Source organism: Kitasatospora saccharophila, from assembly GCF_039529925.1.
Taxonomy (GTDB): Bacteria; Actinomycetota; Actinomycetes; order Streptomycetales; family Streptomycetaceae; genus Kitasatospora; species Kitasatospora saccharophila.
Genome location: NZ_BAAANS010000002.1, coordinates 207,768 through 226,724 on the forward strand (window position 1 = coordinate 207,768; position 18,957 = coordinate 226,724).

Annotated in this window: 15 protein-coding genes; all 15 read right to left on the reverse strand. The window is 72.7% G+C overall.

Features of this window, described 5'->3' with window-relative positions:
* Nucleotides 1-64: 64 nt before the first annotated feature.
* The 15 genes from ABD345_RS02750 to ndk all read right to left on the reverse strand — a co-directional run bounded on the left by ABD345_RS02750 (nucleotide 65) and on the right by ndk (nucleotide 18,884).
* The gene (locus ABD345_RS02750) at nucleotides 65-565 is read right to left on the reverse strand and encodes a hypothetical protein (RefSeq protein ID WP_344550048.1); all 501 of its coding nucleotides are present in this window, start codon (nucleotides 563-565) and stop codon (nucleotides 65-67) included.
* An 80-nt stretch (nucleotides 566-645) separates the two neighbouring features.
* Nucleotides 646-1,782 (reverse strand): glutamate 5-kinase, encoded by a 1,137-nt coding sequence (proB, locus tag ABD345_RS02755; protein WP_344550049.1) that lies wholly within the window; start codon nucleotides 1,780-1,782, stop codon nucleotides 646-648.
* A 181-nt stretch (nucleotides 1,783-1,963) separates the two neighbouring features.
* On the reverse strand, nucleotides 1,964-3,424 hold the full coding sequence (gene obgE / locus ABD345_RS02760; RefSeq protein ID WP_344550050.1) for a GTPase ObgE: 1,461 nt from the start codon (nucleotides 3,422-3,424) through the stop codon (nucleotides 1,964-1,966).
* 102 nt (nucleotides 3,425-3,526) lie between these two features.
* On the reverse strand, nucleotides 3,527-3,784 hold the full coding sequence (gene rpmA / locus ABD345_RS02765; protein WP_030906548.1) for a 50S ribosomal protein L27: 258 nt from the start codon (nucleotides 3,782-3,784) through the stop codon (nucleotides 3,527-3,529).
* Between the two features lie 38 nt (nucleotides 3,785-3,822).
* Nucleotides 3,823-4,140, reverse strand: a complete 318-nt coding sequence (gene rplU, locus ABD345_RS02770; RefSeq protein ID WP_100836127.1) for a 50S ribosomal protein L21 — start codon at nucleotides 4,138-4,140, stop codon at nucleotides 3,823-3,825.
* Between the two features lie 236 nt (nucleotides 4,141-4,376).
* Entirely contained in the window at nucleotides 4,377-7,973 is a 3,597-nt protein-coding gene (locus ABD345_RS02775) for an Rne/Rng family ribonuclease (RefSeq protein WP_344550051.1), read from the reverse strand.
* Nucleotides 7,974-8,334: 361 nt separating this feature from the next.
* Nucleotides 8,335-9,108, reverse strand: coding sequence for a TIGR03936 family radical SAM-associated protein (locus ABD345_RS02780; protein ID WP_344550052.1), 774 nt, complete (start codon nucleotides 9,106-9,108; stop codon nucleotides 8,335-8,337).
* 133 nt (nucleotides 9,109-9,241) lie between these two features.
* Nucleotides 9,242-9,868, reverse strand: a complete 627-nt coding sequence (locus ABD345_RS02785; RefSeq protein ID WP_344550053.1) for a hypothetical protein — start codon at nucleotides 9,866-9,868, stop codon at nucleotides 9,242-9,244.
* Nucleotides 9,869-9,963: 95 nt separating this feature from the next.
* On the reverse strand, nucleotides 9,964-11,892 hold the full coding sequence (locus ABD345_RS02790; protein WP_344550054.1) for a TIGR03960 family B12-binding radical SAM protein: 1,929 nt from the start codon (nucleotides 11,890-11,892) through the stop codon (nucleotides 9,964-9,966).
* 87 nt (nucleotides 11,893-11,979) lie between these two features.
* Nucleotides 11,980-13,179, reverse strand: coding sequence for a rod shape-determining protein RodA (gene rodA / locus ABD345_RS02795; protein WP_344550055.1), 1,200 nt, complete (start codon nucleotides 13,177-13,179; stop codon nucleotides 11,980-11,982).
* Nucleotides 13,176-15,410, reverse strand: a complete 2,235-nt coding sequence (gene mrdA, locus ABD345_RS02800) for a penicillin-binding protein 2 (RefSeq protein ID WP_344550056.1) — start codon at nucleotides 15,408-15,410, stop codon at nucleotides 13,176-13,178. The genes rodA and mrdA overlap by 4 nt, the downstream gene beginning before the upstream one ends.
* 21 nt (nucleotides 15,411-15,431) lie before the next feature.
* Nucleotides 15,432-16,076 (reverse strand): rod shape-determining protein MreD, encoded by a 645-nt coding sequence (gene mreD / locus ABD345_RS02805; protein WP_344550057.1) that lies wholly within the window; start codon nucleotides 16,074-16,076, stop codon nucleotides 15,432-15,434.
* Nucleotides 16,076-17,011 (reverse strand): rod shape-determining protein MreC, encoded by a 936-nt coding sequence (mreC, locus tag ABD345_RS02810; RefSeq protein ID WP_344550058.1) that lies wholly within the window; start codon nucleotides 17,009-17,011, stop codon nucleotides 16,076-16,078. Before mreC ends, mreD begins: the two co-directional genes overlap by 1 nt.
* Before the next feature lie 69 nt (nucleotides 17,012-17,080).
* A complete protein-coding gene (locus ABD345_RS02815; protein ID WP_033217100.1) occupies nucleotides 17,081-18,106 on the reverse strand; it encodes a rod shape-determining protein in 1,026 nt (341 codons plus the stop codon).
* Between the two features lie 364 nt (nucleotides 18,107-18,470).
* Nucleotides 18,471-18,884 (reverse strand): nucleoside-diphosphate kinase, encoded by a 414-nt coding sequence (ndk, locus tag ABD345_RS02820; RefSeq protein WP_100836136.1) that lies wholly within the window; start codon nucleotides 18,882-18,884, stop codon nucleotides 18,471-18,473.
* Nucleotides 18,885-18,957 lie beyond the last annotated feature (73 nt).

The window sequence follows — 18,957 nt, forward strand, 5'->3', positions numbered from 1 at the left end:
GGAGCGATCGGCCCGGCCCGGTGCGGACGCACGCCCCCGCCCGGTACGGACGCACGCACCCCGCTCAGTACGGGTGCACGCCGCCCAGCTGCGGCGGCGGGTCCCCGAAGCCCTCCGCGACCCGCTTGTGGTACGTCGGGCGGTCCACCACCTCCAGGCCGACGATCTCCCAGGCCGGGAGCTTGGCGCTGGCCTTGTGCTCGCCCCACAGCCGCAGCGCGATCGCCGCCGCGTCGTGCAGGTCCCGCGCCTCCTCCCAGTAGCGGACCTCGGCGTGGTCCGCCGCGTACCGGGCCGTCAGGAAGAACGAGTGGTCGTGCGCCAGTTTCTCCAGGGCCGTCCGCAGCTCGGGCAGCGGTGTCGCCGCGCCCGCGACGCTCAGCACCACGTGCCACATCCGGGCCTGCTCCCGCACCGGGCCCGGGGCGTCCTGCCCGGTGTCCGGCCCGGCGTTCCGGTCGGCCTCCTGCGGAGCCCGCTGCTCGACGCCCCGGCCGCCCTCGATGCTGGTGAGCCGCCGCTCGGGCCTCTGTCCCGGCAGCGCTTCCTCCCGCCTGCGAACCACCGGCGGCCTCCTGTTCAGCGTGTCGCGCGGACCCCCCGGCCCGCTGCTCCCACCCCCCGTACCGGCCCCGCCGCCCGTGCTCAGCCGCGCAGCACGACCAGGTCGTCGCGGTGGACGACCTCGCGTTCGTACGCGGCACCGAGCTCCTGGGCCAGTTCTCGGGTGGACCGGCCGAGCAGACGGGGCAACTCCCTCGCATCAAAGTTGACCAGTCCGCGGGCGACGATGTGACCGTTTTCGCCAAGAAGGTCGACCGGATCGCCCGCGGCGAACTCGCCCTCCACCCGGGTCACCCCGGCGGGCAGCAGCGACTTGCCGCCGTGCACGACGGCCGCCACCGCGCCGTCGTCCAGGGTCAGCGCACCGCGCGGCGAGGAGGCGTGCTCCAGCCAGAGCAGCCGGTCGGCGGAGCGGCTGCCGGTGCGCAGGAACAGCGTGCCGGTGGGCCGGCCGGCCAGCGCGTCGGCGGCCTGGCTGGCGGCGGTGAGCACCACCGGGATGCCGGCGCCGGTGGCGATCCGGGCCGCCTCGACCTTGGTGACCATGCCGCCGGTGCCGACGCCCGCCTTGCCCGCGCTGCCGATCTCCACGCCCGCCAGGTCCTCGGGGCCGCGCACCACCTCGATCCGGCTGCTGCCGGGCTTGGCCGGGTCGCCGTCGTACAGGCCGTCCACGTCGGAGAGCAGCACCAGCAGGTCGGCCCGCACCAGGTGGGCGACCAGGGCGGCCAGCCGGTCGTTGTCGCCGAACTTGATCTCGGCGGTGGCGACGGTGTCGTTCTCGTTGACGACCGGCATCGCGCCCATCGTCAGCAGCTGGTCGAGCGTCCGGTAGGCGTTGCGGTAGTGGGCCCGGCGACTGGCGTCCTCGGCGGTCAGCAGCACCTGGCCGACCCGCACCCCGTAGCGGGCGAACGAGGCGGTGTACCGGGCCACCAGCAGGCCCTGGCCGACGCTGGCGGCGGCCTGCTGCCGGGCCAGGTCCTTGGGGCGCTTGGCCAGTCCGAGCGGGGCCAGGCCGGCCGCGATGGCGCCGGAGGAGACCAGCACGACCTCGGGCGCGTCCTTGCCGGAGCGCAGCTTGGCCAGCGCGTCCACCAGGGCGTCCACCCGGTCCGCGTCCAGCCCGCCGGCGGCGGTGGTCAGCGAGGACGAGCCGACCTTCACCACGATCCGCCGCGCCGAGACGACCTCCTCGCGGAGCAACTGATCCACCATCAGTCCGACCCTTCCGACGCAGCCTGTGTACGTCCGCAATCTAGCGAGCGCGCTCGCGGGTCACGAAATCGCGACGAGGCGTGAGACGTGGCGGGCGCGGAGGACGCCGCAGGGGCGCGGACGGTGAGTCCGCGCCCCTGTCGCACGTCAGCGCACCCGGTCCCGCCGGGCCCGCCCGGAACTACTGGTCGAGCTCCTCGCGACCGGAGGAGAGCGCCTCGAAGTCCAGGTACTCCTGCTCCGCCGCGTCGCGGCCGCGCTGGCGCTCGCGGCGGCGGTCGACGGCCGGGCGCTGGGTCTCCATCCGGTGGTCCTCGCCGCGGCGGCCGAGCATCTCCGCACCGGCGGCCATGGTCGGCTCCCAGTCGAAGACCACGGCGTTCTCGTCGGGGCCGATGATGACCGTGTCGCCCTCCTTGGCGCCGATCTTCCACAGCTGCTGCTCGACGCCGAGCCGGGCCAGCCGGTCGGCGAGGTAGCCGACCGCCTCGTCGTTGGCGAAGTCGGTCTGCCGGACCCAGCGTTCGGGCTTGCCGCCGCGGATCCGGTAGGCGCCGTCCTCCTCCTCGATGGTGAAGCCGGCGTCGTCCACGGCGGTGGGCCGCAGGACGATCCGGGTGCTCTCCTCGACGGGCTTGGCGGCGCGCGCGGCGGCGACGATCTCGGCCAGCGCGTAGGAGAGTTCGCGCAGGCCCTTGTGGGCGAGCGCGGAGACCTCGAAGACCCGGTAGCCGCGCTCCTCCAGCGAGGCGCGGGTCAGGTCGGCGATGTCCTGGCCGTCCGGGACGTCGACCTTGTTGAGCGCGACCAGTCGCGGCCGGTCCTCCAGGCCGCCGTACTGGGCGAGTTCGTCCTCGATGGTCTCCAGGTCGGTGAGCGGGTCGCGGCCCGGCTCCAGGGTGGCGCAGTCCAGCACGTGCACCAGCACCTCGCAGCGCTCGACGTGCCGCAGGAACTCCAGGCCGAGGCCGCGGCCCTGGCTGGCGCCGGGGATCAGGCCGGGGACGTCGGCGATCGTGTAGACGGTCTCGCCGGCGGTCACCACGCCGAGGTTGGGGACCAGGGTGGTGAACGGGTAGTCGGCGATCTTCGGCTTGGCGGCGGAGAGCACCGAGATCAGCGAGGACTTGCCGGCGCTCGGGTAGCCGACCAGCGCGACGTCGGCGACGGACTTGAGCTCCATCACGATGTCGCGGGCCTCGCCGGGCTCGCCGAGCAGCGCGAAGCCGGGGGCCTTGCGGCGGGCCGAGGCCAGCGCCGCGTTGCCCAGGCCGCCGCGGCCGCCCTGGGCGGCGACGAAGCTGGTGCCGTGGCCGACCAGGTCGGCCAGCACGTTGCCCTGGCGGTCCAGCACCACGGTGCCGTCCGGCACCGGCAGCACCACGTCGGGGCCGAGCGCGCCGGTGCGGTGGCCGCCGGCGCCGGGCTTGCCGTTGGTGGCCTTGCGCTTGGGCGAGTGGTGGTACTCCAGCAGCGTGGTGACCTGCGAGTCGACGACCAGGATCACCGAGCCGCCCTCGCCGCCGTTGCCCCCGTCGGGGCCGCCCAGCGGCTTGAACTTCTCCCGGTGCACGGAGGCGCAGCCATGGCCTCCGTTACCCGCGGCGACGTGCAGTTCGACGCGGTCCACGAAGGTGGTCATGAGGGGTGCCTCCCGTGCGAAGAAATGAGGTTGTCCTGCGGTAAAGCGGAAGGGTGGGCCCGGATCATCCCGGCCCACCCTTCACAGCGAGTCTGTACGGACTCAGGCCTCGACGGCCACGATGTTGACGACCTTGCGGCCGCGACGGTTGCCGAACTCCACGGCACCGGCGGTCAGCGCGAACAGGGTGTCGTCGCCGCCACGGCCGACGTTGGCGCCCGGGTGGAAGTGGGTGCCGCGCTGGCGGACGATGATCTCGCCGGCGGAGACGACCTGACCGCCGAAGCGCTTCACGCCGAGGCGCTGGGCGTTCGAGTCACGACCGTTGCGAGTGGAACTCGCACCCTTCTTGTGTGCCATCTGGCTATCCCCTTTCTAGGAAAGACCGCAGGAAGTTGTTACTTGCTGACCGAGTCGATGCTGGTGATGCGCACCGCGGTGTGCTTCTGGCGGTGGCCCTGACGACGGCGGTAGCCGGTCTTGTTCTTGTAGCGCAGGATGACGATCTTGTCGCCCTTGGTGTGGTCGACGACCTCGGCGTGCGCCTTCACGCCACCGAGCACCCACGGGTCGGAGGTGATGGACTCACCGTCGACGACGAGGATGGTCGAGAGCTCGACCGAGTCACCCGGCTTGGCGTCGATGCGGTCGATCTCCAGCACGTCGCCCACGGCGACCTTGTGCTGGCGGCCGCCGGCGCGAACGATCGCGTACATGCGGTACCTACTTTCCTAACTCGGTCGGAACTCCGGATGCCAGCCACCTGGGTATGGACACAAGCGGCCTCCCCCGACGGGCGCCGAAGCGGCGACCACCCGGGAGGTGAGGTGCTCTGGAGCATGGCGTCAACACGCCGATGGTCAAGAATACGGACCCGTCCATCCGAAGACAAACCGGGACGTGCGCGGGGGCCGGGAGCGCCGCCGCAGCGGTGCTCCCGACCCCCTCGGGCTCACTCCGCGGCGCCGTCACCCTCGGCGGTCGCGGCCTTCTTGGCCGCCGCTCCGGTCCGCTTGGTGGCGGTCTTCCGGGCGGTGGTCTTCTTGGCGGCCGCGGCGGTGGTGGTCTTCTTCGCCGCGGTCTTCTTGGCCGCCGTGGTCTTCTTGGCGGCGGTCTTGGTGGCGGTCTTCCGGGCGGCGCGCTTCTTCGGCGCGGCCTCCTCGGCCGCCGCCTCCTCGGCCTCGGCCGGAGCCGGGGTCTCGGTGTCGACCTCGACGGTGACCCCGGTCCCGGGCTCCACCGCGGCGACGGCCTCGGCCGTCACCTCCGCGGCGGTCTCGGCGACCTGGGCGGCCGACCTCTCGGCGGCGCTCAGCGCGGCCTCCATCGCGGCCTCGGCGCGGGCCTGCAGGACCACGATCTCGGCCTCGCCGGACGCCCCGGCCGGGGCGGTGGCCCTGCGCACCGCGCGGCGCCGGGGGCGGCCCGCCGTCGCGGGGGCGGCCGGCGGGACCTCCACCGGGCCGGGCTTCTCCTCCGCCACCGGCTCGGCGGCGGTCTCGACGACCTCGGCGTCGGCGAAGGCCTCGACCGGCTCCAGCTCCTCGACGACGTCGAGCGCGACCTCGGCCGCCTCGACGGCCTCCTCCACCTCCTCGGGCTCCACCGAGCCGATCGCCTCGGTGGTGCTCTCGACCGCGTCCGCCTCGGCGTTCCCGGCCCCGCCGCGGCCCCGGCGGCGGCGCTTGCCGCCGCCCTCGCCCGCACCGGCCGCCGCGGCGGTGTGCGAGCCGTGGCTGTGGCTGGGCTGGTCCATGTGGACGATCACGCCGCGGCCGTTGCAGTGCACACAGGGCTCGGAGAAGGACTCCAGCAGGCCCTGGCCGACCCGCTTGCGGGTCATCTGGACCAGGCCCAGCGAGGTGACCTCGGCCACCTGGTGCTTGGTGCGGTCGCGGCCCAGGCACTCCAGCAGGCGGCGCAGCACCAGGTCCCGGTTGGACTCCAGCACCATGTCGATGAAGTCGATCACGATGATGCCGCCGAGGTCGCGCAGCCGCAGCTGGCGGACGATCTCCTCGGCCGCCTCGATGTTGTTGCGGGTGACGGTCTCTTCCAGGTTGCCGCCCTGGCCGACGAACTTGCCGGTGTTGACGTCGACGACGACCATCGCCTCGGTCCGGTCGATCACCAGCGAGCCGCCGGAGGGCAGCCAGACCTTGCGGTCCAGCGCCTTCATCAGCTGCTCGTCGATCCGGTAGGTGGCGAACACGTCGACGTCCGAGGTCCACTTCTGCAGGCGCTCGGTGAGGTCGGGGGCGACGTTGGAGACGTAGTCGTGGATGGTGCTCCAGGCGTCGGCGCCGCTGACGATGACCTTGGTGAAGTCCTCGTTGAAGATGTCGCGGACCACCCGGACGGTCATGTCGGGCTCGCCGTAGAGCAGCGCCGGGGCGTTGCCGGTGGCGGCCTTCTTCTGGATCTCCTCCCACTGCGTCTGCAGGCGCTGGACGTCGCGGGTGAGCTCCTCCTCGGAGGCGCCCTCGGCGGCGGTGCGCACGATCACGCCCGCGTCGTCCGGGACGATCTTCTTGAGGATCTGCTTGAGGCGGGCCCGCTCGTTCTCCGGCAGCTTGCGGGAGATGCCGGTCATCGAGCCCTCGGGCACGTACACCAGGTAGCGGCCGGGCAGCGAGATCTGGCTGGTCAGGCGGGCGCCCTTGTGGCCGATCGGGTCCTTGGAGACCTGCACCAGCACGGACTGGCCGGACTTCAGCACCGACTCGATCCGGCGCGGGCCGCCGTGGCCGCCGAGCGCGCCGAAGTTGACCTCGCCCGCGTACAGCACGGCGTTGCGGCCCTTGCCGATGTCGACGAACGCGGCCTCCATCGACGGCAGCACGTTCTGCACCTTGCCCAGGTACACGTTGCCGACGTACGAGGTGGCCTGCTCCTTGTTGACGTAGTGCTCGACCAGCACGCCGTCCTCGAGCACGCCGATCTGGGTGCGGGCGCCGTTCTGGCGGACCACCATGACCCGCTCGACGGACTCGCGGCGGGCCAGGAACTCGGCCTCGGTGATGATCGGGACCCGGCGGCGGCCCAGCTCGCGGCCCTCGCGGCGGCGCTGCTTCTTGGCCTCCAGGCGGGTGGAGCCCTTGATCGACTGCACCTCGTCCGGGTCGAACGCGGGCTCGGCGGAGCGGCGGCGCGGCTCGCGCACCTTCACCACGGTGCGCACGCCGTCCTCGGTGGTCTCGGGCTGCTCGGCGCCGCCCTCGCCGCTGCGACGGCGACGGCGACGGCGGCGGCGCGAGGAGGACAGGCCGGCGGCCAGGTCGTCGTCCTGGTCGTCCTCGGCCTCGTCGTGGTCCTCGGCCTCCTCGTGGGACGCCTCCTCCTCGACCTCGGCGGCCTCGGCCTCGGCCGTCTCGTGCGCGTCCTCGGCCTCACCGCGGCGGCGGCGACGGCCACCACGACGGCGGCGGCGGGACGGACGGTCGTCCTCCCACTCGGCGTCCTGCTCGGGGCCGGCGGCGGGCGCCTCGACCTCGGCCGGGGCCTCGACCGGGGCGGCGGGCACGGCGGCCTTGGCGGCGGCGGGCGCGGCGGCCTTCGCGGGCTGCGCGGCGGCCTTCGCGGGCTTGGCCGGCTGCTGGACGCGCACCGCGGTGCGGACCCGGCGGCGGCGGCCGACGCCGCTGTACTCGAACTCCTCCTCGGCGGCCGTCTGCTCGGGCTCGGCCACGACGGCCGGGGCCGGCTCGGCGGCCTTGGCGGCGGGCGCGGCGGCCTTGGCGGGCTGCGCGGCGGGCGCGGCGTAGGGCGCGGGCTCCTGGAACACCGGCGCCTGGAAGATCGCGGTGGACGGGCGGACGGCCCGGCGGCGGGCGCGCGGCGGCTCGGCCTCGACGACCGGCTCGGGCTCCGCGACGGCCTCGACGACCGGCTCGGCCTCGGCCTCCGGCTCCTCCTCGACGGTCTCGACGGCCTCGGCGGCGGGCTCCTCGGCCACGGCGGGCGACTGCACGGGGGCGGAGGCACGCTTGCGGGTCCGGCGGGCCCGGACCGGCTTCTCCTCGGCCACCGGCTCGGCCTCGACGGCGGCCGGCTCGGCCTCCGCGACGGCCTCGACGCCCTCGACGGCGGGCTCGACGCCCTCGGCGGGCTCCTCGGCCACGGCGGGCGACTGCACGGGGGCGGAGGCACGCTTGCGGGTCCGGCGGGCCCGGACCGGCTTCTCCTCGGCCACCGGCTCGCTCTCGGCGGCGGCCGGCTCGGCCTCGGCCGCCGGGGCGGCGGGCTGCTCGGCCGCGGCGGGCGCCTCCGGCGCACCGGCCGGTGCCTCGACGCGCTTGCGGGTGCGCCGGGCGCGGACCGGCTTCTCGGCGGCGGGCTCGGCCTCGACGGCCGGAGCCGCGGGCTCCTCGGCGGCGGGCGCGGGAGCGACCACCGTCTCGGCGCCCTCGCCGGCGGCGCCCTGCGGCGAACCGGCCGGGCGGGACACCGCCCGGCGGCGGCGCCGCGGCGGGGCCGCGGAGACGCCCTCGGCGGGGCCGTTGTCGTTGTTGTCGGCCGCAGCGGGCTGCGGTTCGGTGTTTTCGAGCATGCGGGTGTGTCTCCCGTCAGGCCCCCGGGCTCCGCGTCCTGGCACGACGCTCCACCGCGTTCACCAGCCGGAGGCCGCTTCGGGCGGTCCGGCTCCCACGGTGCCGTCGTGCGGACGCGAGGCCGCACAGGGGCTCGTAGTCTCGCTCGCCCCCCGCGGGGCGCGGGGAGGCGAAAAGTCTTCTGGTCTGACCAGTCTTCTCAGTTTTCAAGGGCCTGGCCGAGGGGGTGGCCGGGCCTGCGCGCGACGACGCTCGCTCCCCTGGGGAGCCGCGGGGGCCGGGAAGCGGCAGGCCCGGAGTTCTCTCCGTGCCTGCGCTCCCGCCCGCTCGGCGGACGGCGGTTGCGCGCGGCGGGGTGGCCTACCGGCCGACCTCGGCCGCGGCGCGGTCGAGCGCCAGCGGGTCGGTCACCGTGCCGGTCTGCTCGTCGAGCGGCCCCTGCGCCAGCCTGGTCACCTCTGCGGGGACCGGCGGCGCCAGGTCGGCCGTCGAACGGAGACCGGACAATACGTCGTCGGGTCGTACGGCGGGTGTGGCGTGTCGTACTACCAGGCGCAGTATCGCACAGGGAGCACCCGTACGAACATCGTCCGCACCGTCCGTGGCCGTGTTGTCACCGATCCCGACCAGGGCGGCGTCCGCCGGAGCGAGTCCGATGGCGGCGACGGCGGCGCGCGCGTCGAAGGTGCGCAGGCCGTTCTTGGTCATCCGCTGGACCTCGACCGCGTCGGCGGCGAGGAACGCGGCGGCGGCCTTCTCGGCCTCGGCGGGCTCCACGCCGGACAGGCGCAGCAGCCATTCGGAGGCTTCCAGCCGCTCCACGAAGTTGCTCGTGGCGACCTCGACGGCCTCGGTGACGTCCAGGCCGGGGGGCAGCGACTCGTCCAGTTGGCGGCGCAGCGCCTCCGGGTCGCGGCGCTCGGCGAGGCCGATCTCCAGGTACTCGGCCTCGCTGGCGGTGCCGGTCGGGGCGGCGTTGGCGTAGGAGACCTTGGGGTGCGGGGTGAAGCCCGCGGAGTAGGCCATCGGGACGGCCGAGCGGCGGAGCGCGCGCTCGAACGCCCGCTGGAAGTCCCGGTGGCTGGTGAAGCGCAGACGGCCGCGCTTGGTGTAGCGGAGACGGATGCGCTGCACCGTCGGCGCGGGCGGCGGACCGTCGGGCGTGCGGCGTGCCAGGGGGCTCAGTCCTTCGTCAGTTGTCCCCGTCCGGCCTCGCACCGCGTGCGGCTCCGGCCGGACCTTGTCCTCACCAAGGGTACGCGGTGCGTCAGCCGAACAGCACCCGGCGGACCTCCCGGGCCACCCGGCGGATCTCCGCCTTGACGGGCCACCAGACGCCCCGGCGCACCCAGCGGCACGGGGCCACCACGGTGAAGCGCCAGATCCGGCCGCCGATCCGCCAGGCCCAGCGGAACGCCAGCCACAGCGCGCGCAGCACCGGGAACAGCACCGGCCGCCACAGCCCGTGCTGGAAGGCCTTGCCGATCGGCACCAACACCCAGCGCCAGCAGGCCCGCAGCGGCACCGCGACCAGGTAGTACCCCAGCCAGGCGATCACCCGGCCGAAGCCGCGGGCGACGGCGACCGTCCCGTTCCAGGCCGGTTCCAGCACGTAGTTCCAGAGGAACCCGAGCACCGGCTCCAGCACGTACCGCCACAGCAGCCGCAGCGGCTCGACCACCAGCCACTTCAGCAGCGGCCGCAGCAGGTACCGCCACAGCAGCCGCAGCGGCCACAGCAGCACCTTGTCGACCACCCAGCCGACGCCGCGGCCGATCAGCACCACCAGCTCCCACAGCAGCCGCAGCGGCACCACGACCGCCACCACCACCGGCCGCACCACCGCGACCAGGCACCCCCCGCCCTGCTGCGGCTGCCCCTGCTGCTGAACCATCGTCACTCCCCGTAGGCCGTTCGGGCGATGGTAATACCCAGGCAAAGGGCCCCCGCCACGGGGTCGTGGCGGGGGCCCTGCGGGGTGAGGCCGCGTCAGCCGTTGACGACCGTCAGCGGGAGCAGCTTCTTGCCGGTCGGCCCGACCTGGATGTGGGTGTCCATCTGCGGGCAGACGCCGCAGTCGAAGCACGGGGTCCAGCGGCAGTCCTCGACCTCGACCTCCTCCAGCGCGTCCTGCCAGTCCTCCCAGAGCCAGTCCTTGTCGAGGCCGCTGTCCAGGTGGTCCCAGGGCAGCACCTCCTCGTAGGAGCGCTCGCGGGTGGTGTACCAGTCGACGTCGACGCCGGTGCCGGCCAGGCCCTTCTCGGCGGAGGCGATCCAGCGGTCGTACGAGAAGTGCTCGCGCCAGCCGTCGAAGCGGCCGCCGTCCTCGTAGACGGCCCGGATGACGGCGCCGATCCGGCGGTCGCCGCGGGAGAGCAGGCCCTCGATGATGCCGGGCTTGCCGTCGTGGTAGCGGAAGCCGATGTTCTTGCCGAACTTGCGGTCGCCGCGGATCGAGTCGCGCAGCTTGGTGAGCCGCTCGTCGGTGGCCTCGGCGGAGAGCTGCGGGGCCCACTGGAAGGGGGTGTGCGGCTTGGGGACGAAGCCGCCGATCGAGACCGTGCAGCGGACGTCATTGGTGCCGGTGACCTCGCGGCCCTTGGCGATCACGTTCTTCGCCATGGTGCCGATCTGGAGGACGTCCTCGTCGGTCTCGGTGGGCAGGCCGCACATGAAGTACAGCTTCACCTGGCGCCAGCCGTTGCCGTACGCGGCGGCCACCGTGTTGATCAGGTCCTCTTCGGAGACCATCTTGTTGATGACCTTGCGGATCCGCTCGGAGCCGCCCTCGGGGGCGAAGGTGAGCCCGGAGCGGCGGCCGTTGCGGGACAGCTCGTTGGCCAGGTCGATGTTGAAGGCGTCGACCCGGGTGGAGGGCAGCGAGAGGCCGACCTTGTCCTCGGCGTAGCGGTCGGCCAGGCCCTTGGTGATGTCGGCGATCTCGGAGTGGTCGGCGGAGGAGAGCGAGAGCAGGCCGACCTCCTCGAAGCCGGTGGCCTTCAGGCCCTTCTCGACCATCTCGCCGATGCCGGTGATGCTTCGCTCCCGCACGGGGCGCGTGATCATGCCGGCCTGGCAGAAGCGGCAGCCGCGGGTGCAGCCGCGGAAGATCTCCACCGACATCCGCTCGTGCACGGTCTCGGCGAGCGGGACCAGCGGCTGCTTCGGGTAGGGCCACTCGTCGAGGTCCATCACGGTGTGCTTGGAGACCCGCCACGGCACGCCGGGGCGGTTCGGGACGACGCGCCCGATCCGGCCGTCGGCCAGGTACTCGACGTCGTAGAACCGCGGGATGTACACCCCGCCGGTCCTGGCCAGCCGCAGCAGCAGCTCGTCGCGGCCGCCGGGGCGGCCCTCGGCCTTCCAGGCCCGGACGATGTCGGTGATGTCGAGGACGGCCTGCTCGCCGTCGCCGATCACGGCGGCGTCGATGAAGTCGGCGATCGGCTCGGGGTTGAACGCGGCGTGGCCGCCCGCCAGGACGACCGGGTCGTCCATGGTGCGGTCGGCGGCGTTCAGCGGGATGCCGGCCAGGTCGAGCGCGGTCAGCATGTTGGTGTAGCCGAGCTCGGTGGAGAACGACAGGCCGAACACGTCGAACGCCTTGATCGGGCGGTGCGCGTCGACGGTGAACTGCGGGACGCCGTGCTCGCGCATCAGCGCTTCCAGGTCCGGCCAGACGCTGTAGCTGCGCTCGGCGAGGACGCCCTCGCGCTCGTTCAGCACCTCGTAGAGGATCATGGTGCCCTGGTTGGGCAGGCCGACCTCGTAGGCGTCCGGGTACATCAGCGCCCAGCGCACGTCGCAGGAGTCCCAGTCCTTGACGGTCGAGTTGAGCTCGCCACCGACGTACTGGATCGGCTTCTGGACGTGCGGGAGGAGGGCCTCCAGGCGTGGGAAGACCGATTCGACAGTCATGCGCAAGGACCTTTACGGCAGAAAAAGCAGTGACCCTTCAGGGTAGCCGAGCCCCGAGGGTCACCGTTTCCACACCGTCGACCGGCGCTAGATCCCTATCGGCCGCTGGGAGCGCACCGACTGCAGCAGTCCGATCGCGATCCAGACCGCGAACATCGAGGAGCCGCCGTAGGAGACGAACGGCAGCGGGATGCCCGCGACCGGCATGATGCCGAGGTTCATGCCGATGTTCTCGAACGCCTGGAAGGCGAACCAGGTGACCGCGCCGGCCGCCAGGATCGTCCCGTACAGGTCGGTGGCCTGGCGCGCTATCCGGCAGGCGCGCCACAGGATGACGCCGAGCAGGCCGAGCATCAGCAGGCCGCCGGCGAAGCCGAGCTCCTCGCCGGCCACGCTGAACACGAAGTCGGTCTGCTGCTCGGGGACGAACTGCCCTATGGTCTGGGTGCCGTGGAACAGGCCCATGCCGGTCAGGCCGCCGGAGCCGATCGCGATCCGGGCCTGCGCGGTGTTGTAGCCGACGCCGGCCGGGTCGAGGGCCGGGTTGGCGAAGGCCGCGAAGCGGTCGATCTGGTACTGGCTGAGGATGCCGAGCTTCCAGATCGCCAGCGCCCCGGCGGTGCCGCCGGCCAGCAGGCCGATCACCCAGCGGTTGGCGGCGCCGGAGGCCATCAGCACGCCGAGCATGGTGACCACCATGACCATCACCGAGCCGAGGTCCGGCATCAGCATGACCACGGCCATCGGGAAGCCGGCCACCGCGAGCGACTGCAGCACGCTGCGGGTGGGCGGGAACTCCCGCTCGCCCGCGTCGACCCGGGAGGACAGCACCACGGCCATCCCCAGCACGATCGCCAGTTTGGCGAACTCGGCGGGCTGGATGGAGAAGCCGCCGCCGAACTGGATCCAGGAGTGCGCGCCGTTGATGGTCGAGCCGAGCGGGCTGAGCACCGCGAACAGCAGCAGGATCACGGCCAGGTAGATGAACGGCACCGCGGTGCGCAGCCGGCGGGTGCCGAGCAGGATCACCGCCGCGCACAGGCCGAGGCCGATCATCAGGTTGGTCAGGTGCCGGTACAGGAAGTACTGCGGGTCGCCGTGGGTCAGCGAGTCCCGGCCGCGGGTGGCGGACCAGACCAGCAGCGAGCCGACCAGGGAGAGCGCCAGCGCCGCCAGGATCATGATCCAGTCGAGCCGCCGCAGCGGGGAGTCCTTGGCCAGCGCCCGGCCCAGCGAGGAGCGCCGGGGCGACAGCCGGAAGTTGCGGTAGGAGTCGTACGGGGTCATGCCCGGCCCCTTCCGTACCCGCCGCCGCGGGTGGGTTCGACGGCGGCCAGCAGCACGCTCGCCACCTGGTCGGCCTGGGCCGGCGGGGCCGGGTCCAGGAAGGTCGCGCCGGGCTCGTAGCTGAAGGTGGTGGGGACGATCGCGGTGCCGTCCGGGTTGAACTTGGGCAGTTCGGCCTGCGGCTTGGGCAGCAGCGCCTTGGAGTTGTCGATGGCGCCCTTGTCGTCGACGCCGTACAGCGCCTGGTAGATCCGGCGCACCGAGTCGCCGGAGCCGCCGGAGCCGGTGCCGCCCTGGCTGATCGTCATGACCACCGCGTAGTCGTTGCTGTAGGTGGTCAGCCAGGAGGTGGTCTGCTTGCCGGCGACCTCGGCGGTGCCGGTCTTGGCGTGCAGCTCGATCTTGCCCTGCGGCCAGTTGGAGCCGACGAACTTCCAGGCGGCGGTGCCGGAGGTGACGACGCCGGCGGTGGCCTGGTCGATGTACTCCAGCAGCTTGCCCTGGGCCGGGATCTTGCCGTCCTCGTGCGGGGCGATGTCGCGCACCAGGGTGCCGTCGGGGCTGACCACGGCCTTGCCGATGGTGGGCCGGTACAGCGTGCCGCCGTTGGCGAGCGCCGAGTAGATCCGGGCCATCTGCAGCGGGGTGACCAGGGTGTCGCCCTGGCCGATGGCGAAGTTGACCATGTCACCGGCGCGCATCTGGTTGCCGTCGGCGCAGTTCTCGCGGGCGATCTCGTCGGCGTACTCGTGGCCGCCCTTGGCCGCCTGCTCGCACCAGGAGTTCTTCATCGCGTCGTAGTACGACTGCTTCCACTGCCGGTCGGGGACCCGGCCGGCCACCTCGCCGGGCAGGTCGACGCCGGTCTTGGCGCCGAGGCCGAACTCGTGGGCGGTCTTGAAGAACCAGTCCTGGGCGTCCTTCTTGGGCTTGAGGCCGCCGTCCTTCATCCACTGGTCGTAGGCCAGGCCGTAGAAGACGGTGTCGCAGGACACCTCCAGGGCCTTCTCCAGGGTGATGTCGCCGAACTGCTCGCTCTCGAAGTTCTTGAACTCGCGGCCGCCGATGGTCAGCGACTTCGGGCACGGGTAGCGCCCGTTGAGGTCGTAGCCGGCCTGCACGGCGGCGGTGGTGGAGATCACCTTGAAGGTGGAGCCGGGGGCGGACTGACCCTGTATGGCCCGGTTGATCAGCGGGTGGTTGGACTCGTCGCTGTTCAGCGCCTGGTAGTCCTTGGCGGAGATGCCGCCGACCCACAGGTTGGGGTCGTAGGTGGGGGCGCTGGCCATCGCCACGATCCGGCCGGTGTGCACGTCCATCACGACGGCGGCGCCGGAGTCGGCGATGTAGTTGCGGTGGGTCTCCTTGTCGTACTGGGTGCGGGCGTCGGCCATCGCCTGGACCAGCTGGTCCTCGACCACCTTCTGCACCCGGGCGTCGATCGAGGTGACCAGGTTGTTGCCGGACTGCGCGGGGGTGTTGCCGGCGCTGCCGATCACCCGGCCGAGGTTGTCGACCTCCAGCCGGTCGACGCCGGTGGTGCCGCGCAGGTCGTCGTCGTACACCGACTCCAGGCCGGCCCGGCCGATCTGGTCGGAGGGCAGCCGGCGCTCCCGGCCGGCCTTGTCGGCGCTCTTGGTGACCTCGTCGTCGGTGACCGGCGAGAGGTAGCCGAGGATCTGGGCCGCGCTGGCGCCCTCCGCGTTGGTGTAGCGGCGCAGCGCGGTGGGCTGGGCGGTGACGCCGGGGAAGTCCTCGCGGCGTTCCATTATCTGCATCGCCTGCTGGGTGGTGGCCTGCTGGGTGACCGGGATCGGCTGGTACGGGGAGCCGTTCCAGCAGGGCTGCGGCGTCTTGGCGTCGCACAGCCGGACCTTGTTCTTGACGTCGTCGGCCGGGACGCCCAGGACGTCGGCGAGCCGGGTCAGCACGGCCTTGCCGTGGTCCTTCTGCTGCAGCAGCGCGGTCCGGGAGACCGACACCACCAGCTTGGTCTCGTTGCCGGCCAGGATCCGCCCGGAGGCGTCCAGGATCTCGCCGCGGACGGCGGGCTCCACCACCTCGCGGATGTGGTTGCCCTGGGCCTTCTCGGTGAACTCCTTGCCGTTGCGGATCTGCAGGTACCACAGCCGGCCGCCGAGGGTGGCCAGCAGCGACAGGACCAGCACCTGGAGGACGACCAACCGGATCGTCACCCGGCGGGTCCGGCCGGTCTCGGGGATGTTGCTCACGTGCGCGGACTCCGTCCCGGTTCAGGGGCGCTTGGCGAGGCCGAGCGCGCGCTTCTTCTTGTAGGGGGTGGCGGAGGGCTCGCGGGTGGTGCGGTAGCGGGCCAGCGCGCCGAGGCCGGAGCCGCCGTCCGCGCCGCGCACCGTCTCGTTGACCACCCGGTCGCCGTCGAAGCGGCGGGCCAGCAGCATCACCAGCGGCACCGTGAACGGGGCCAGCAGCACGTCGTACAGCAGGGCGCTGAACACCAGGCCGGTCAGGCCGACGTGCCGGGCCGCGGTGTCGCCGACCAGGGCGCCGACCGTGGCGTACAGCAGGGTGGAGACCACCGCGGCGACCGCCACCACGCCCAGCGCGGACAGCGCCGAGCGCTGCCGGCCGCCCTCCGGCTTCAGCAGTCCGGCGCCGTAGCCGACGAGGCACAGCACCAGCGCGTACCGGCCGACCGCGTGGTCGGAGGGCGGGGCGAGGTCGGCCAGCAGGCCGGCGCAGAAGCCGACGGCGCAGCCGCCGGTGGGCCCGTACACCAGGCCCAGGCCGACCACCACCAGCATCAGCAGGTCCGGGGTGGCGCCGGGCAGTTGGAGCCGGCCGAGGATGCTGACCTGGATCACCAGGGCCAGCACCAGCAGCACGGCGGACAGCAGGATCCGGTTCACACGCGGCATCAGTTCCCCCCGGTGGTCGGCGGTACGGCGGCGATCGGCGCCTGCGGGTTCCCGTCGGCGCCGGCGGAGGCGGTGGGCGCCGGCGGCAGCACCGCGTCCCGCGGGTCGGTGCGCGGCGGGACCACCACCACGCCGACCAGGTCGAGCCGGGTGAACTGCACGTACGGCTCGACCAGGATGGTCTTGGTGAGCTGGCCGGGGGTGGCCTGCACCTCCTTGACGGTGCCGACCGGCACGCCGGGCACGAACGGGCGGCCGCTCTGCGAGCCGAAGGAGACCAGCCGGTCGCCGGCCTTCACCTGGGCCCGGCCGTTCAGCAGCTCGACCTTCATCGGCGAGGCGCCCTGGCCGGCGGCGAAGCCGATCTCGCCGCTGCCCTCCAGCCGGACGCCGGCGGTGAAGCCGGGGTCGGAGGCGAGCAGCACGGTGGCGGTGGTGGGCGCGACGGTGGTGATCCGGCCGACCAGGCCCTGGCCGTCGACCACGGTCATGTCCCGGGTCAGGCCGTCGTCGCTGCCGGCGTCGATGGTGATGGTCCAGGAGAAGCCCTGGGCGGCGCCGATCGCGATCACCTGGGCGGCCTTGACGGTGTAGCCGCCGGCCCCGGCGGTGCGCAGCATGTCGTCGAGCTGCTTGCTGCGCCCCGCGGCGGCGTCCGAGGAGGCGAGCTTCTGGCGCAGTTCGGTGTTCTCCCGGGTGATCTGGTCGAGCCGCTGCTGGTGGGTGCCCGCGTCGCGGATCGCCCGGATGTAGCCGGCCACCGGGTCGACCGCGGAGGCCGCGGCGTTCTCCACCGGGCCGAGCGCGGCGGCGGTGGCCCGGCGGGCACCGCCGAGCGGCGAGTCGTCACCGCCCTTGATGTCCACGGTGATCAGTGCGAAGGCCACCAGGACCAGCAGGACCAGCAGTAGTCGACTCTGTCGGGTGTCCCTCACGGTGACGCCGCCGCCCCTTCGTGCTGAATGCTCATCAGCTCAGCTCGGTGTGTATTCGAATTGCCTTGCTCAACGACGCGGCTGGGCGTCCAGTACCTGCTGCAGCGCCTCGAACTCCTCGACGCACTTGCCCGCCCCCAGCGCCACCGAGTCCAGCGGGTTCTCCGCGATGTGCACCGGCATGCCGGTCTCCCGGCGCAGCCGCTCGTCCAGGCCGCGCAGCAGGGCGCCGCCGCCGGTGAGCACGATGCCGCGGTCCATCACGTCGCCCGCGAGCTCCGGCGGGCACTGGTCCAGGGTGGTCTTGACCGAGTCGATGATCGAGTTGACGGGCTCGTCGATGGCCTCGCGGACCTCGGCGGCCGAGATCACCACGGTCTTCGGCAGCCCGGAGACCAGGTCGCGGCCGCGGATCTCGGCGTGCTCGTCCTTCTCGCCCTCCAGGCCGAAGGCGGAGCCGATCGACATCTTGATCTGCTCGGCGGAGCGCTCGCCCAGCAGCAGGCTGTACTCCTTCTTGATGTGCTGGACGATCGCGCTGTCCAGTTCGTCGCCGGCCACCCGCAGGGACTGGGCGGTGACGATCCCGCCGAGCGAGATCACCGCGACCTCGGTGGTGCCGCCGCCGATGTCGACCACCATGTTGCCGGTGGGCTCGTGCACGGGCAGGCCGGAGCCGATCGCCGCGGCCATCGGCTCCTCGATGATGTGCACCTGGCGGGCGCCGGCCTGGATGCTGGCCTCCACCACGGCGCGGCGCTCGACGCCGGTGATGCCGGAGGGGACGCAGACCACGACCCGCGGGCGGACCAGGTAGCGGCGGCGGTGGATCTTCATGATGAAGTACCGCAGCATCCGCTCGGTGATCTCGAAGTCGGCGATCACGCCGTCCTTGAGCGGGCGGATCGCGACGATGTTGCCGGGGGTGCGGCCGATCATCTTCTTCGCCTCGGCCCCGACCGCGAGGATCCCGCCGGTGTTGGTGTTGACCGCCACCACGGACGGCTCGTTCAGCACGATGCCCTTGCCCCGGACGTACACCAGCGTGTTCGCGGTGCCTAGGTCGATCGCCAGGTCCCGGCCGAGAAACGACAGGTTGTTCGCCATGGGATGTCGAGTGCCTTCCCGAGTTCGGATCAAGGGCGGGGAGCGGGCCGGCCGTACGGGCCCGCGGCAGGGCTGACGGCGGCTGAGCAGCCGCTCCGTGCCCGTGAGTTGGGTCCATCGTAGTCACGCCGGTCAGCGCGGGCGGCGGGTACGGCGTGCCGCCCATTCTCCGGGGGCGAATCGCCTTCTCCTGGCATTGGGACGCCGTGTCGGAGTGTAGGGTTCCGTGATTTGACGATTAACGCCCAGAGGGAGCAACCCGGCCCGCCATCCGGCCGCTGAGCTGCTGCTTCCCCGTGAACGGCGCCCCATGCCCGGATGGGGACAGGGGCACCGAACCGCTACCGGATCCTCACGCGTGGGCCGGGAAGAAGATCTTGATCTCGCGCTCGGCCGACTCCGGGGAGTCCGAGGCGTGGATCAGGTTCTCCCGGGTGATGGTCGCGTAGTCGCCGCGGATGGTGCCCGCGCCGGCCGCCAGCGGGTCGGTCGCGCCGGCCAGCGCGCGGATGCCGGGGACGACGTTCTCGCCCTCGACGATCAGCGCGATCGACGGGCCGGAGGTCATGAAGCCCAGCAGCGGCTCGTAGAAGTCGCGGCCGACGTGCTCGGCGTAGTGCTGTTCGAGGGTGGCGCGGTCGAAGGTGCGAAGCTCCATCGCAGCGAACCGCCAACCGGCCTTGCGCTCGATCCGGCTGATGATCTCGCCGGCCAGGCCGCGCTGCACGGCGTCGGGCTTGAGCAGGACGAGAGTGCGCTGGGACACGGTACGGCTCCTGAGGTGTTCGGTCGTGCCTGACTGTGGCACCGACACTACCCCGGCCCGTTGACCAGGCCGG

Bases quoted from the DNA above. Each gene is read 5' to 3' on its own strand.
- obgE (WP_344550050.1), bottom strand. From the start codon at position 3,424: ATGACCACCTTCGTGGACCGCGTCGAACTGCACGTCGCCGCGGGTAAC.
- ABD345_RS02785 (WP_344550053.1), bottom strand. From the start codon at position 9,868: ATGGTTCAGCAGCAGGGGCAGCCGCAGCAGGGCGGGGGGTGCCTGGTC.
- ABD345_RS02775 (WP_344550051.1), bottom strand. From the start codon at position 7,973: ATGCTCGAAAACACCGAACCGCAGCCCGCTGCGGCCGACAACAACGAC.
- rodA (WP_344550055.1), bottom strand. From the start codon at position 13,179: ATGACCCCGTACGACTCCTACCGCAACTTCCGGCTGTCGCCCCGGCGC.
- rplU (WP_100836127.1), bottom strand. From the start codon at position 4,140: ATGTACGCGATCGTTCGCGCCGGCGGCCGCCAGCACAAGGTCGCCGTG.
- ABD345_RS02790 (WP_344550054.1), bottom strand. From the start codon at position 11,892: ATGACTGTCGAATCGGTCTTCCCACGCCTGGAGGCCCTCCTCCCGCAC.
- proB (WP_344550049.1), bottom strand. From the start codon at position 1,782: ATGGTGGATCAGTTGCTCCGCGAGGAGGTCGTCTCGGCGCGGCGGATC.
- rpmA (WP_030906548.1), bottom strand. From the start codon at position 3,784: ATGGCACACAAGAAGGGTGCGAGTTCCACTCGCAACGGTCGTGACTCG.
- mreD (WP_344550057.1), bottom strand. From the start codon at position 16,076: ATGCCGCGTGTGAACCGGATCCTGCTGTCCGCCGTGCTGCTGGTGCTG.